Raw genomic sequence first — 13,654 nt, 5'->3', positions numbered from 1 at the left:
GACGGAAATATCCGGACTTCCAACAGGAAATTATTCGATCTGGAATTCCGGTTTAGTGACTTGCCTAGGCAATTCATCACCAAATCATCAATACTGCCCCCCAGGTGAACCCACCCCCCACGCCCTCCAGAAGGATCCGCTGACCGGATTTGATACGCCCGTCGCGTACGGCGATATCCAGCGCCAGCGGAATAGAGGCAGCGGAAGTATTGCCCTGCTTGTCCAAGGTGGCAACCACCCTTTCCATCGGTATGCCCAATTTTTTTGCTGTGGAAATAATAATGCGGATATTGGCCTGATGAGGAATCAGCCAATCAATATCCGAGACTTGTAAATTGTTTTCCGCGAGGGCCTCCTGCACTACCTCTTCAAGCACTTTTATCGCAAATTTGAAAACCGCATTTCCTTCCATCACGACGAAGGGCCGACCTTGAATCTTACCCCCACATATACTGCCGGGTGCAGAAAGAATACTGCTGTGGCTGCCGTCAGCATGCAAATGGCTGGAAATGATTCCAGGGGTGTCGCTTTGCCTCAGCACAACGGCGCCAGCGCCATCACCGAACAGCACGCAGGTGCTGCGATCGCTCCAGTCGAGTATGCGCGAGTAGATCTCGGTGCCGACCACAAGGGCCGAACGGCATTTGCCTGCGCGTATAAACATATCGGCTGTGGCTAGCGCATAAATAAAACCGCTGCATACCGCTTGCACGTCAAATGCCGCGCAGTTTCCGACACCCAGTTTATTCTGCAGAATGCATGCCGTACTTGGAAAAATCACATCCGGCGTCGTGGTAGCCACGATAATCAGATCGATTTCTTCCAGGCCAATCCCCGCCGACTTTATCGCCTCACGACTGGCTTTCAGCGCTAGATCGCTCGCCATTTCATCGTCCGCCGCGATGTGCCTCTGCGCAATCCCGGTACGAGTGCGTATCCACTCATCGCTCGTGTCCACCATGCGCTCGAGGTCCTGATTGGTAAGGACTTTTTCCGGTAAGTAGCTTCCTGTTCCTATGACTCTCGAGTACCTCATACCGGACTCGCTGCGGTCAACGGTCCGGGATTTGCTGATGGATTTTTCAGATGATCCGGCAACTGCGCCACGCCTTCGCTCATTCGGCGCAGCATTCCGCCACGAACCTCGTCCACCGCTCGTGCGATGGCAAAACGAAACGCATGACGGTCAGCCGAGCCATGACTCTTAATGACGATGCCGCGCAATCCCAGCAGGCTCGCGCCATTGTAACGACGGTGATCCACACGACGTTTGAATGCCTTGATGACCGGTAACGCGACGAGTCCAGCAAATTTAGTGAGGATGTTTCTTTTGAACTCCTCCCGGAGGAAGGTGGAGAGCATTTGCGCCACCCCTTCCGACGTCTTCAATGCCACATTGCCGACAAAGCCGTCACACACAACCACGTCCGTCGTTCCTTTATAAATATCGTTACCCTCGATGTTGCCGTAAAAGTTCAGGCCGCTGTCACGCAGCAGTTCCGCGGCCTGCTTTACCACTTCGTTACCTTTGATCTCTTCCTCGCCTATATTAAGCAAGCCGATGCTGGGCCGCTCCTTGTTCTCCACAGTAGCGACGAGCGTAGCCCCCATTACGCCAAATTGAAGCAAGTGCTCCGCGCTACAATCGACGTTGGCGCCCAGGTCGAGAACATAGGTATGTCCTCTTATCGTCGGCAGCACGACGGCGAGCGCCGGGCGGTCGATGCCGGGAAGGGTTTTCAGAACAAACCGAGAGGTCGCTATCAATGCGCCGGTGTTACCTGCGCTGACACATGCCTGAGCCGCGCCGCTTTTGACCAGATCAAGCGCAACTCGCATCGAGGAATTTTTTTTGCCGCGTAACGCAAGCGCTGGCGACTCGTCCATGCCGACCACTTCGCTTGCGGGTTGAATTCTCAACCTCGGATTCGGCGTAGCCTTGAGGGCCCTCAACTCTGACTCGATAACATCGGGCAGCCCTACCAGAACAATGTCGGTTCCGGGATTACGATGGAGGTAATCGACGACTGCGGGAACCGTCACTTGCGGGCCATGATCGCCGCCCATGCAATCTACGGCTACGGTAATATCCAATTTTGAGCGCCCTCAAGGCAGGGATAAGCTTCTAGCAGCCTCAGAACGGTGGGGGCGAAATGATTAATCTTCTTTTGTCTTGACGACCTTCTTGCCGCGATAGTAACCGTTGGGACTGATATGATGGCGCAAATGCACTTCACCCGTGCCGGTATCCACCGTTAGCGGTGAACTGGTCAAAAAATCATGCGAGCGGTGCATACCGCGCTTGGATGGAGATTTTTTGTTTTGTTGGACTGCCATACGTTCAACTCCTAAAGAAATTTAATGCAATTTTTTTAGCCCCGCTAATGCGGCGAGCGGCTTGTCGCGTGCTATACCACCCTGGCCATCCAGGGCGGCAAACGAGCATTCAGCCTCGTTGTGCCGTGGAGAAATCGGCAGGCTCAGAATTATTTCGTCCTCGATCAGTCCCAGAACATCTGTTTCACGCGTGGCCAAAATGCAATCAGCTGATTCATCTTCGTCCAGGCGCGAAAGCTCATTTTCATTTTGTGCCAGCAGCAGCACTGTGCTCAAATCGAGCACATGCCCGAGATCACCTAGACAGCGCTGGCAGCGAAGGGTTATTTTCCCTCTCACCGAAATTTGCAAGACTGGCTTGCCGTCTTTATCAACGCCGCCGGTAACGCCGTACTGCAACTCTCCGCTATTCGCGGCCAGATAATCGTGTAACCGTTCAAACTCGGAAAGTGCGATTTTACCATGATGCGTCTCCGCATGATGGGCAAAATCGACAGGATCTATGATGAGCCTTTCCGGCATAAAGGTAGAATATTACAAAATCAACTTGAGGGGCACTTGCTCTGCGCGCGGCTTCCCCGCTTCAGTTTTTTACCTAATTATCAATGTGATGACAAACATCCCGTTAATAATGTTTATAAGATACAATTGACAAACGGGCACTTTAGATATTTGATTTTTTTAAGCCATGTATACGTCGAGCATAATATATTTTTTGCTCCCGAGTGTCAAAATCTCCAATAACAAGCTTTGAAAACACAACAAATCGGCCAGCAGCTTGTTTTGGGTTCCAGTTCGATATATCGACGCGAACTGCTTCAACGGCTGCAGATTCCATTCGAAATCGCCAATCCAGATATAGAAGAAACGCCCCTGGCAGGCGAGAGCCCTGATGTTACCTCTTTGCGCCTGGCCGCCGCGAAAACTCGAGCAGTCGCGATTACTCATCCCGGTGCACTGATAATTGGCGCGGATCAGGTAGCGGTCCTGGAAGGCATTCAGCTCGGCAAACCTCTGAATCGAGAGAATGCGACGCGCCAACTGCAGCATGTCCGGGGAAAAGAAGTCGTATTTTTCACCGCGCTAAGCCTGCTTAACAGCCAGACAGACCGCCTCCAGACCCGGCTTGTCCCAAGCCACGTGAAATTCCGTCAATTGAGTGATCGGCAAATTAATAATTACCTGGATAAGGAACAGCCATATCACTGCGCTGGAAGTGCCAAAGCCGAAGGATTAGGTATTGCATTAATCGAACGTATCGTAAGTGACGACCCCAGCGCGTTGATCGGGTTACCGTTGATTGCGCTGTCGGACATGCTCGTACACGAGGGGATTGAGGTAGTGTGAACGCCGGAATTCTCTATCTCATTCCTGCCCCGCTTGGTTTGGGGGACATCGCCTGGGCAATCCCTCCTGCGGTCCGACAATGTGTAGCAGGGCTTGGCCATTTCATCGTCGAACACCCAAAAACCGCTCGGCAATTCTTGAAACAAATTGGTTGTGTCTTGCCGATACAGACAATCAAAATGGAGGTTCTGGATGAGCATACCCGCGCCACAGAGTATGAAAAGCTACTTGCGCCGGTCCTCACAGGGAATGACACCGGACTGTTATCGGAAGCCGGCTGCCCCGCGATAGCCGACCCCGGAGCGGGTTTAGTGCGGCTCGCTCACCAAAAAAATATCCGGATAAGGCCATTGGTCGGGCCCTCTTCGATACTGCTCGCGCTGATGGCCTCCGGATTGAATGGTCAACGGTTCGTGTTTCACGGTTACCTGCCAGTGGAGCCCGACCGACGTGCCAAAAAGCTGGTTCAGCTGGAAAAAGACTCCATTGCTCGCGACCAAACCCAGATCTTCATTGAAACGCCATATCGGAACCAGAAACTGCTGGAGTCCATCTTGCACGCATGTCGGGGCGACACGATCCTCTGCGTCGCGTCCAATCTCACCTTGGCGGGAGAGTATATTTCTACCAGAACAGTTAATGACTGGAAACAGGCCTTGCCGGATTTGCATAATCAGCCCGCCGTTTTCCTCCTGCACGGCTAGAACTGGAGACATCCTCTACGGCAGTTTATGAATAACAACGTTGCTCAAGAATGATAGGCTGCGAAGACGGTACCGCCCGCAGACCCAGTCGCAGCGTTCAAACTCGACCTGGTATCGTACGTGGGTTGATCCGGCCAGACCCCTTCGCTTCTCTACCTCATCGAAAGGTAAAGCCTATCTCAATCCCCAGCCGAATCCGGTACTGATCAGCGTCTCTGCGGCCACTGCGCCAAAACGCCTCGCCAATCGCTCAGTGAACCCTTCCCGGGTTGTGTAATCGACGATGTGTTCGGCCTTGATGATTTCCCGCGCGACATACTCCGCACTGCCCATGGCATCGGCAAGTCCAAGTTCGATACTTTTCTGACCTGTCCAGACGAGGCCGCTGAACATTTCAGGTGTTTCTTTCAATCGAGCGCCTCGCCCTTGCTGCACGACTTGAATGAACTGCGCATGTATATCGCTCAACATTTCCCGAGCATATTTTTCCTGTTGCGAATTGAGCGGAGAAAAAGGATCAAGAAAGGCCTTGTTTTCCCCTGCCGTAATCAATCGCCGCTCGACACCGAGCTTTTCCATCGCACCCATAAAACCGAACCCGTTCATTAGCACCCCGATCGAGCCGACGACGCTGGCTTTGTCCACGTAAATCTTGTCGGCAGCGGCCGCCACGTAATAACCACCTGAGGCGCAAACATCCTCGATGACGGCATAAAGCGGAATTTGAGGATACTCGGCGCGCAGACGCCGGATTTCATCGTTGATGTAGCCCGCCTGCACCGGACTGCCACCGGGGCTATTGATTCGCAGAATCACACCCTGAGTCTTCGCATCCTTGAATGCCTGTTGCAACCCCGCGTTAACATTATCGGCGCTACTCACGCTATCAGGGGAAATCACGCCGCGCAACTCAACCAGGGCGGTATGCTTGCGGACCCTCGACATCTCATCACCGGTAAACAAATCCGTAGCGAGAAACAAAAGAATAAACAAGTAGATGAAAGTAAGAGATTTGAAAAATATACCCCACTGACGCGTTCTTCGATGTTCTTGCAGAGACGCGAGCGCCAGCTTCTCAAGTACCTGCTTCTCCCATCCTTCCGTCCGGTTTTCCGCATCAGCCATAATGATTCAATCCTTCAAGTAAAGTAAGGTACCAGACCTGCAAAACAGCCTCGGGAACCAATTCGGTCGTGCCCTTCTTCTTCATTTTCGCATATCCATTCAATATCGCACCATGAGTGCGATATTGAAGAGACGCGGGCGGGTAAGATCAACATTAAGTGAGTATTTCCATCCAGCCAGGGTTTGCTGGTAACAAACGTCGCTCAGTTGGAATTCAGTCCAAGCAGGAAGCGCTGCAGTTCGTCCGTCAGGGGCGCTTCCAAATAGAGCCGCTCGCCCGTTAAAGGATGAGTCAATTCAACCGTGAGAGCATGCAAAAACATGCGACTAAGACTGGGCCCCGGAACCCGTCTGGCCAGTTCCTTATTCAAGGCAAAATCCCCGTATTTGTCGTCACCCGCGATAGGGAACCCGAGGTAAGCAAGATGAACGCGAATTTGATGAGTACGGCCCGTTTTTAGTTCCGCCTCCAGCAGGCTGAAGTCCTGCCAGGCCTTCCTGAGGCTGAAAACAGTATGAGCTGGCACTCCCTCTGATCCGGCGCCGTCGGCTACCGCCACCCGTCTTTCGCCCGCCGCGGTGAGATATTTATTTAGAGGCAGCTTTACGTTCTGTCTCTGGTTGCGCCACTTACCCTTCACAAGAGCCAGGTAGCGTTTTATCATCGCCCCCGCACGAATCTGCCCATGTAGTTCCACCAGCGCCGGGCGGGTCTTGGCGAGCAGTAAAACGCCGGATGTTTCCCTGTCGAGGCGATGAACAAGCTCCAGAAACTTCCACTCCGGGTGTTGGGCACGCAATTGTTCAATCACCCCAAAGCTCACCCCGCTGCCACCATGAACCGCGACGCCAGGCGGTTTATTTATGGCAAGCAGTGCCTCATCCTCAAACAGAATATTGAAACGAATAAACCCGCTGGCAGTTACTTTCTTCGCTAGCGGAAAACTCCTTTCCGCCATTCTCACCGGGGGAATTCTAACGGCGTCGCCTAATTGAAGGTGATGCTCAGGGCGAGTGCGCTTACTGTTGAGCCGCACCTGCCCGCTGCGCAGCAGTTGGTAGATATGGCTCTTGGGTATATTTTTAAGGCGTTTGATCAAAAAATTGTCAATACGCTGACCCTTGCTGTCCTCACCTATAATTTCCGTGACCGCAGCACTCAGTGGAATTTTTTTGCCTAAATCCTTAATTCTACTTATACTTACCAAATCGGAGTTCCAGCCTATCCTTTATCCGGTGCGCAAAATGGCGCTGTTGATGGGATTTTGTCCCACATGGACAAGAGCCGACTCCGAAAATCTGGTTAAAGTCGCTCACCAATAAAGTAGCGATAGTAATGGATTTACGCGCTCAAAGCACACGTCGATTTCAGTTTTCAGTTTCGTAGCGCCTGTTCGCGGGCTGCCATAGTCGAAACCTGATTGAAACTAATTCCAGGTTCTGCTTCAAGAAAAGCAGGGCCTCAGTGACAAGCCAGAGAAATAGTCATCGTCATCTTTTATACGCAGCCCGACACCATGATCAAGTTGCCTGACTAAATATTCTCTTATACGTGTAAGGATATTTGTTTCCCTTGCGCGTAGGCTGTCTACCCGTGACCAGAGCGCGGGAGGCATATAATGAAACGCATGCTATTTAACGCGACACAGCCGGAAGAGCTTCGTGTCGCTATTGTCGATGGCCAAAAGCTGATCGATCTTGACATTGAGTCTGCTGGCAAGGAACAACGCAAAAGTAATATATACAAAGGAGTCATCACCCGTCTTGAGCCCAGCCTTGAAGCCGCTTTTGTCGAGTATGGCGGCGAACGGCACGGGTTTCTTCCATTCAAGGAAATATCCCGCTCGTACTTCAAGGAAAGCGCGGAACCGGCGAGAACCCGCATTCAAGATGCGCTTCATGAGGGCCAGGAACTCATCGTTCAGGTGGACAAGGATGAGCGTGGAACGAAGGGGGCCGCTCTTACCACCTATATCTCCCTCGCCGGCCGTTATTTGGTCCTGATGCCCAACAACCCTCGCGGTGGAGGGGTATCGCGGCGAATAGAGGGGGAAGATCGCGCTGAATTGCGCGATGTCATGTCGAAATTGAGTATCCCCGCAGGAATGAGTATTATCGCTCGGACTGCTGGCATAGGTCGTAGCGAAGAAGAGTTGCAGTGGGATCTGAATTATTTGCTCCAGCTTTGGCGCGCCATCGAAGACGCCTCCAAAAGTCAAAGCGGCGCTTTTCTGATATACCAGGAAAGCAGCTTGGTAATACGTGCAATTCGTGATTACTTTCACCAGGAGATCGGAGAGATCCTGATTGATACGGAAAGTATTTACGAACAGGCATGCCAGTTCATGAGCCATGTCATGCCCGCTAACGTGGGCCGCGTCAAGCTCTATCGCGACGATGTTCCGCTATTCTCCCGGTTTCAAATCGAGCACCAGATTGAGACTGCCTATTCGCGGCAGGTCACGCTGCCTTCCGGCGGCGCAATCATTATTGATCACACCGAGGCGCTGGTGTCCGTGGACGTAAATTCTGCACGAGCCACTCGCGGTTCAGATATTGAGCAGACCGCACTCCATACGAATCTTGAAGCTGCAGATGAAATCGCACGGCAATTGCGTCTTCGGGATCTGGGCGGACTGGTGGTGATCGACTTCATCGACATGGAAGTAGCGCGCAATCAGCGCGAGGTGGAGAACCGGTTGCATGAAGCGCTGCGTTATGATCGCGCGCGTGTTCAGATGGGCAAAATTTCCCGCTTCGGTTTACTCGAACTGTCACGCCAGCGCTTACGTCCTTCGCTGGGCGAGGGCAGCTATATCACATGCCCTCGCTGCCACGGGACCGGTCATATTCGCGGCACTGACTCTTCTGCATTGCATATCCTCAGGATTATCGAGGAAGAAGCGATGAAAGAGAATACCGCCGTACTTCATGCCCAAGTGCCGGTAGGCGTCGCCACCTATTTGCTAAACGAGAAACGGTCGGAAATCCATGCAGTTGAAGCGAGATTAAAAGTAAATGTGGTACTGATCCCGAACGTTCATCTTGAAACGCCGAACTACAGCATTACTCGCTTGCGTCATGACGATGTAAAGCTTAGCGAAATTCAAACCAGCTATCAGATGGTAGAAAAACCGGCTCAGGACGTTGCTTTGCCATCAATTGCGCCAGACGCCAAGCCAGTTCGCCAACAAGCAGCGGTGCGGGGTATCACGCCGTCACAACCCGCGCCGATACGAGCGCCAAAACCGCAATACGAACCCGAGCAAATATCCTTTGTGGATAAAATATTCGGCTGGTTCAAGCAAATGGGGGGAGCGGAAAAACAAGTGCGGCCGGCTCCGGCCACTACAGTGGCGCAACGGCCGGAGCGCGGACGAGTACGGCGAGAACGTGGACGCGAAGGGCGCGAGGAAAATGAGAAATCGCTGCGGACTCCCCAACGCGTGGGCGATCACCGGGGCGAACGAAGCATCAACGCGGACGATGCTTTAGGCTCAACCCATGACGTGCCTCAGCGTCCCGAGCGCACCGAGGTCAAACTGCAGAGTGAACGATTCGCGCAAAAAAAACATCCACGTCCACCGCGGGACGAGAAGACACGTTCCGAGGGCAAATTGCCGGCAGAGGAACAGCCTGCTGCTCAGGAGGGCTTACAAGGCTCTCAGCAAAGCGAAGAAGGGGGGCGACGCCGGCGTCGTGGGGGAAGACAGCGCGAACGAGCCGAACGTTCGGATCGGCCTGCGCGAGAAGGTAAACCGGCCGAGGTAATGGATGCAGGTCCGGTGCCGGCAATCATTTCCGCACCACCCCCGGAGCCTTCAACAGTCGCTCTGACTCCTCCTCTATCGCTAGAGGAGATGACACTTTCCGGCCAAGAAGTCAGCCCCCATTCTGAATCTTTATCCGTAGAGGAGGCTGTGGATGTAATTGTACCGGCAGCCTCTGACGCGGCACAGGCAGAACCGGCAGGCGGGCGGCGTGAAGCTGGGTCGGACCGAGAGGAACCTGTTCAAGAGCCTGTCCCCGAGCTCACTCCAGGCCTTCCCGTCTCTGGTTCAGGAACGCTGCTTGAGCCTGCTGAGACTGAAAAAGCAGAAAAACTCGAAACAGTCGAAACAGTCGAAAGGGTTGAAGCAGTCAAAGCGGTCGAAGCAGTCGAAGCAATCGGAATACAGCAGGAAAAACCTGCAACGCAAGTTGCCGAACATCCTTACACGGAAGGACAAGAATTACCTACTCCCAAGCCACCCCCGGTAATAGAACCCCTGGATCTGGTCGCGAGCGGTCTCGTCATGGTTGAGACTATTCCCGAAAAAATAAAGCCCGTCGAACCGGGTTCAGCTGAGGAACCGTTACTGCCGCAACGTCGCCGAAAAAGAGTTCCATCGGCTCCGGCCGTGGAACCGGATGAGCCGTTAGTGCAAGTCGAAACGCATAAGTGAAGATTGCATCCTAAGGGACCTCTGAAAAAGCGCGGACATGGACTCCCGCGATTTTCAGAGTCAGAGCCCACCGGACAATTTTCGAACGCTCGTCCACGTAATTGGCATAGCGCGCAAAATGAATTTAACGGTAAGTACCGTGCTGTACCGGATCGTGTTCCAGTTGCTGGCGGATCCGGCTAAGCAATCCGCGCCCCGCGTCTTCCACCATATTCAAGACGTGTTCGAACCCCTGATTTCCCCCAAAATAGGGATCAGGCACCTCTTCCAAATCATGCGAAAATTTATCGCTATACTGCATCAGCAACGCAAGCTTATGGCTGTGTTCAGGAGGGCACTCACGCTTGAGTACAGCAAGATTGGCTCTATCCATCGCCAGGATATAATGAAAAAAATCGAAGTCTTTTTCGCTTACTTGGCGAGCGCGTAGGTCGTTTGTTTCATAACCGCGGCGTACTGCCGCTTTCTGTGCTCTTTCGTCCGGCGGTGCGCCGATATGATAATCATGTGTACCTGCCGAGTCGATGTAAATCATTTTCTCGAAGCCAGCGGCTTTGACCTGTTGTCTGAATACGGCCTCCGCTGTGGGTGAACGACAGATGTTACCCATGCAAACAAACAAGACATTAACTTTTTTAATTTCTCCCAGGCTCATCATCACAATTCAATAATAATGTTTTTCCATACTCCATACGCCCGACGGCGGTGGAACCTTTCCAAATAATTCCATTCATCTGCACGGTTCGGCGACAATTAAAGCCGATACGTCGCACTGGCAGAAATATAGCAACCTCTCCTTTCATTCAATCACGTTAATATGGCAATTCCGCATCTGGCTTAGCCTGTAAAATGACCCTACGAAAATCCTCCTGTATGCGCTTTAATGCGGTCTCATTGTCGGCCTCAAAGCGGAGCACGATCACGGGCATGGTATTCGATGACCGCGCCAAGCCGAAACCGTCCTTATACTCCACCCGCAATCCATCCGTAGTGACAATGTTTTCAGGGTTATCAAAGCGCGCAGTATTTTGCAGTCGTGCGATAACCGCGTAGTTCTCTCCCTCGCTCAATCTGATCTGCAACTCCGGCGTACTCAGCGCGTCGGGAATTGCGGCGAATTGCTCGTCGATATCTGCGTGGAAACTGAGTAGTTCGAGCAGACGGGCGCCTGCATAAAGGCCGTCATCAAATCCATACCAGCGTTCATTGAAAAATATGTGGCCGCTCATTTCCCCGGCCAGCAACGCATCGGTTTCTCTCAACTTCCCCTTGATAAACGAATGCCCCGTTTTCCACATGATGGGCTCGCCGCCGTGTTGCTGAATCCACGGTGCCAGATTTCGAGTACATTTCACATCGAAAATGATTTTCCCCCCCGGATTTCTTGACAATACATCAGCCGCCAAGAACATCAACTGCCTGTCCGGATAAATAATCGCGCCGCTTTTGGTTACCACCCCGACGCGATCACCATCACCGTCGAAAGCAAGTCCTAATTCGGCGTCGGTGGTTTTAAGCGCACGGATGAGGTCTCTCAGATTCTCGGGTACGGACGGGTCTGGATGATGATGAGGAAAAGTACCATCGACCTCACAAAACAGCTCGGTTACCTCGCACCCTAGTCTGCGATATAGCGTGGGTGCGAACGCGCCAGGCACGCCATTGCCGCAATCAACTATTATTTTCATAGGACGCTTCAGCCGTACGTCTGCAGTGATGCGCCGGAGATATGTCTCAGCAATGTCGTGCTCGCGATACTCGCCGCTACCGTATGTGAAGTCATCATATTCGAGGCGCGCGCGCAAGCCCTGGATCGCCTCTGCAGCTAAAGTTTCACCACCTAGCACCATTTTTAGACCATTATAGTCCGGAGGATTGTGACTGCCAGTCACCATGACACCAGAATAATTGCACAGTGTGTGCGCGGCGAAGTAGAGCATAGGGGTAGCAACCATGCCCACGTCTATTACATCAACTCCACTCTTTTGCAGGCCTCTCGCCAGCGCATTTGCAAGCTCCGGACCTGATAATCTGCCATCCCGGCCGATCGCGATTGATGAGATCCCGCGCGCCTGCGCTTCAGAGCCGATAGCGTGTCCGATAGCCTCAACCAGTTCTGCGGTTAGGGTTTTTTGGAAAACGCCCCTGATGTCATAGGCCTTGAAGATTTCGTGCGGAAGTTTATGCATGATGATATATATGGAAATAGTGAGCCGGCCAATTCAGACGGGACAATACGCGCTCCTTTCAATAGCGCTCGGCACTCCAGAACGAAAAAGCCTCCGATAGGCTGTGGAGGGATCGACTGGTGGGCAGACAAGGCGGGCGGGCATGAAGGAATAGCGAATCCCTTGGTAAAATCACAATCTACAAGGGTTAGCCAAGCTGGAAAATTTAATGGTGACCTGCAACCGCCCCGCCCTTGAGCACGTAGCGCGTTCCGCAATATGGGCACAGCGCCTCGCCCGTGTTTTCTATCGGCAGAAATACGCGCGGGTGCGAATTCCATAACAGCATGGATGGCATGGGGCAGTGAAGCGGTAAATCATCGGCAGTAACCTCAATTTCACGCTGTTTGTTATCGGTGGCCTGATTCTGCATCGATATTCCCTTATTTTCTTATTTTCTTATTTGGATGACATAGAGTGGATCATCAAACATACGTGAGCCAGTCAGCATGACTGTCGGTCTTGCCGCTAACGCAGTCGAAAAACATGCCCTGTAGTCGGGCCGTAACGGGGCCGCGCGTTCCGTTGCCAATTTTCCGGTTATCCAGTTCCCGAATGGGCGTTACTTCCGCCGCTGTACCCGTAAAAAAAGCCTCATCTGCGCAATACACCTCGTCGCGTGTAATCCGCTTTTCAATTACCGGAATTCCAATCTCTCCCGCCAGTTCTACAATAGAAGCACGGGTTATGCCGTCGAGGCACGAAGTCATGTCGGGAGTATACAATTTGCCTTGCTTGACAATAAATATGTTTTCCCCCGCTCCCTCCGCCACGTAGCCATCTACATCCAGCAAAAGCGCCTCATCATATCCGTCGTGAGCTACCTCCTGATGGGCCAGTATGGAATTAGCATAGGTCGTGACAGACTTGGCACGGCACATGTTGACATTCACATGATGTCGCGTAAACGACGACGTCTTGACTCGAATGCCATTTTCCAGACCATCGCTGCCAAGGTATGCGCCCCAGGGCCATGCTGCAATGGCGACATGCACCGAGAGCGTTTTAGCTGAAATCCCCATGGCTTCCGAGCCGTAAAAAACAATTGGGCGGATATAACATGATTGCAGCTTGTTCTGCCTTACCATATCCAACTGGGCTTGCATCAGAGTTGTCTGGTCATAGGGCATTTTCATCATGAAAATATGCGCCGAGTTGAACAAACGGTTGGTATGCTCCTTCAGGCGGAAAATCGCTGGCCCGCGCGGCGTCTCGTAAGCACGCACGCCCTCAAACACACCCATTCCATAATGCAGCGTGTGTGTAAGCACATGTGTAGTCGCATCACGCCACGGAATAATTTTACCATCGCTCCAGATTACACCGTCACGGTCAGCCATTGACATTCACAAACTCCGGAAAGGATTGGGACGCGCGTATTCTAACGCATTTCTCAACTAAAAATGGCGCAGCGGGGGCAGGAATGGGTGCCAAGGCGCGCACAGCAACATGCCGGTCATGGAAGCCG

General features: G+C 52.6%; 13 protein-coding genes. 3 read left to right on the top strand and 10 right to left on the bottom strand.

The window, feature by feature from the left end:
* Positions 1–76 precede the first annotated feature (76 nt).
* From R5L00_RS12385 to R5L00_RS12370, 4 genes are all read right to left on the bottom strand, one after another.
* The gene (locus R5L00_RS12385; RefSeq protein ID WP_107694193.1) at positions 77–1,036 is read right to left on the bottom strand and encodes a beta-ketoacyl-ACP synthase III; all 960 of its coding nucleotides are present in this window, start codon (positions 1,034–1,036) and stop codon (positions 77–79) included.
* Positions 1,033–2,094, bottom strand: a complete 1,062-nt coding sequence (plsX, locus tag R5L00_RS12380) for a phosphate acyltransferase PlsX (RefSeq protein ID WP_317652012.1) — start codon at positions 2,092–2,094, stop codon at positions 1,033–1,035. The genes R5L00_RS12385 and plsX overlap by 4 nt, the downstream gene beginning before the upstream one ends.
* Before the next feature lie 63 nt (positions 2,095–2,157).
* Positions 2,158–2,337, bottom strand: coding sequence for a 50S ribosomal protein L32 (gene rpmF, locus R5L00_RS12375; RefSeq protein WP_107694195.1), 180 nt, complete (start codon positions 2,335–2,337; stop codon positions 2,158–2,160).
* 21 nt (positions 2,338–2,358) lie between these two features.
* The gene (locus tag R5L00_RS12370) at positions 2,359–2,859 is read right to left on the bottom strand and encodes a YceD family protein (protein ID WP_107694196.1); all 501 of its coding nucleotides are present in this window, start codon (positions 2,857–2,859) and stop codon (positions 2,359–2,361) included.
* Between the two features lie 228 nt (positions 2,860–3,087).
* On the opposite strand from R5L00_RS12370, the gene R5L00_RS12365 reads away from it, so the two are divergent.
* Positions 3,088–3,684, top strand: a complete 597-nt coding sequence (locus R5L00_RS12365) for a Maf family nucleotide pyrophosphatase (RefSeq protein ID WP_181320568.1) — start codon at positions 3,088–3,090, stop codon at positions 3,682–3,684.
* Positions 3,681–4,388, top strand: a complete 708-nt coding sequence (locus R5L00_RS12360; protein WP_317652008.1) for an SAM-dependent methyltransferase — start codon at positions 3,681–3,683, stop codon at positions 4,386–4,388. The genes R5L00_RS12365 and R5L00_RS12360 overlap by 4 nt, the downstream gene beginning before the upstream one ends.
* A gap of 174 nt (positions 4,389–4,562) precedes the next feature.
* On the opposite strand, the gene R5L00_RS12355 is transcribed toward R5L00_RS12360, so the two are convergent.
* Together R5L00_RS12355 and R5L00_RS12350 are read right to left on the bottom strand one after the other, a co-directional pair.
* Positions 4,563–5,513, bottom strand: a complete 951-nt coding sequence (locus tag R5L00_RS12355) for a S49 family peptidase (protein WP_317652007.1) — start codon at positions 5,511–5,513, stop codon at positions 4,563–4,565.
* A gap of 203 nt (positions 5,514–5,716) precedes the next feature.
* Entirely contained in the window at positions 5,717–6,721 is a 1,005-nt protein-coding gene (locus R5L00_RS12350) for an RluA family pseudouridine synthase (protein WP_107694199.1), read from the bottom strand.
* Between the two features lie 411 nt (positions 6,722–7,132).
* On the opposite strand from R5L00_RS12350, the gene R5L00_RS12345 reads away from it, so the two are divergent.
* Positions 7,133–9,958, top strand: coding sequence for an Rne/Rng family ribonuclease (locus R5L00_RS12345; protein ID WP_317652004.1), 2,826 nt, complete (start codon positions 7,133–7,135; stop codon positions 9,956–9,958).
* A 124-nt stretch (positions 9,959–10,082) separates the two neighbouring features.
* Here R5L00_RS12345 and R5L00_RS12340 read toward each other — a convergent pair whose 3' ends face one another.
* The 4 genes from R5L00_RS12340 to R5L00_RS12325 all read right to left on the bottom strand — a co-directional run bounded on the left by R5L00_RS12340 (position 10,083) and on the right by R5L00_RS12325 (position 13,532).
* Positions 10,083–10,613 carry a low molecular weight protein-tyrosine-phosphatase gene (locus tag R5L00_RS12340; RefSeq protein WP_411555622.1) on the bottom strand — a complete coding sequence of 177 codons (531 nt, stop codon included), beginning with the start codon at positions 10,611–10,613 and terminating at the stop codon, positions 10,083–10,085.
* A gap of 157 nt (positions 10,614–10,770) precedes the next feature.
* Positions 10,771–12,147 (bottom strand): phosphomannomutase/phosphoglucomutase, encoded by a 1,377-nt coding sequence (locus R5L00_RS12335; RefSeq protein ID WP_317652000.1) that lies wholly within the window; start codon positions 12,145–12,147, stop codon positions 10,771–10,773.
* A gap of 205 nt (positions 12,148–12,352) precedes the next feature.
* Positions 12,353–12,559 (bottom strand): zinc-finger domain-containing protein, encoded by a 207-nt coding sequence (locus R5L00_RS12330; protein WP_107694203.1) that lies wholly within the window; start codon positions 12,557–12,559, stop codon positions 12,353–12,355.
* A gap of 52 nt (positions 12,560–12,611) precedes the next feature.
* Positions 12,612–13,532 carry a branched-chain amino acid transaminase gene (locus R5L00_RS12325; RefSeq protein WP_317651997.1) on the bottom strand — a complete coding sequence of 307 codons (921 nt, stop codon included), beginning with the start codon at positions 13,530–13,532 and terminating at the stop codon, positions 12,612–12,614.
* Positions 13,533–13,654: the final 122 nt, after the last annotated feature.

This window comes from Nitrosospira sp. Is2, assembly GCF_033095785.1.
Taxonomy (GTDB): Bacteria; Pseudomonadota; Gammaproteobacteria; order Burkholderiales; family Nitrosomonadaceae; genus Nitrosospira.
Note: the sequence above shows the minus strand (reverse complement) of the source record. Positions and strands in the feature narration are given on the sequence as shown.

Coding starts and splice junctions, on each gene's coding strand:
- R5L00_RS12355 (WP_317652007.1), bottom strand. CDS start 5,513: ATGGCTGATGCGGAAAACCGGACGGAAGGATGGGAGAAGCAGGTACTT.
- R5L00_RS12340 (WP_411555622.1), bottom strand. CDS start 10,613: ATGAGCCTGGGAGAAATTAAAAAAGTTAATGTCTTGTTTGTTTGCATG.
- R5L00_RS12335 (WP_317652000.1), bottom strand. CDS start 12,147: ATGCATAAACTTCCGCACGAAATCTTCAAGGCCTATGACATCAGGGGC.
- rpmF (WP_107694195.1), bottom strand. CDS start 2,337: ATGGCAGTCCAACAAAACAAAAAATCTCCATCCAAGCGCGGTATGCAC.
- R5L00_RS12325 (WP_317651997.1), bottom strand. CDS start 13,532: ATGTCAATGGCTGACCGTGACGGTGTAATCTGGAGCGATGGTAAAATT.
- R5L00_RS12370 (WP_107694196.1), bottom strand. CDS start 2,859: ATGCCGGAAAGGCTCATCATAGATCCTGTCGATTTTGCCCATCATGCG.
- R5L00_RS12385 (WP_107694193.1), bottom strand. CDS start 1,036: ATGAGGTACTCGAGAGTCATAGGAACAGGAAGCTACTTACCGGAAAAA.
- R5L00_RS12330 (WP_107694203.1), bottom strand. CDS start 12,559: ATGCAGAATCAGGCCACCGATAACAAACAGCGTGAAATTGAGGTTACT.
- R5L00_RS12345 (WP_317652004.1), top strand. CDS start 7,133: ATGAAACGCATGCTATTTAACGCGACACAGCCGGAAGAGCTTCGTGTC.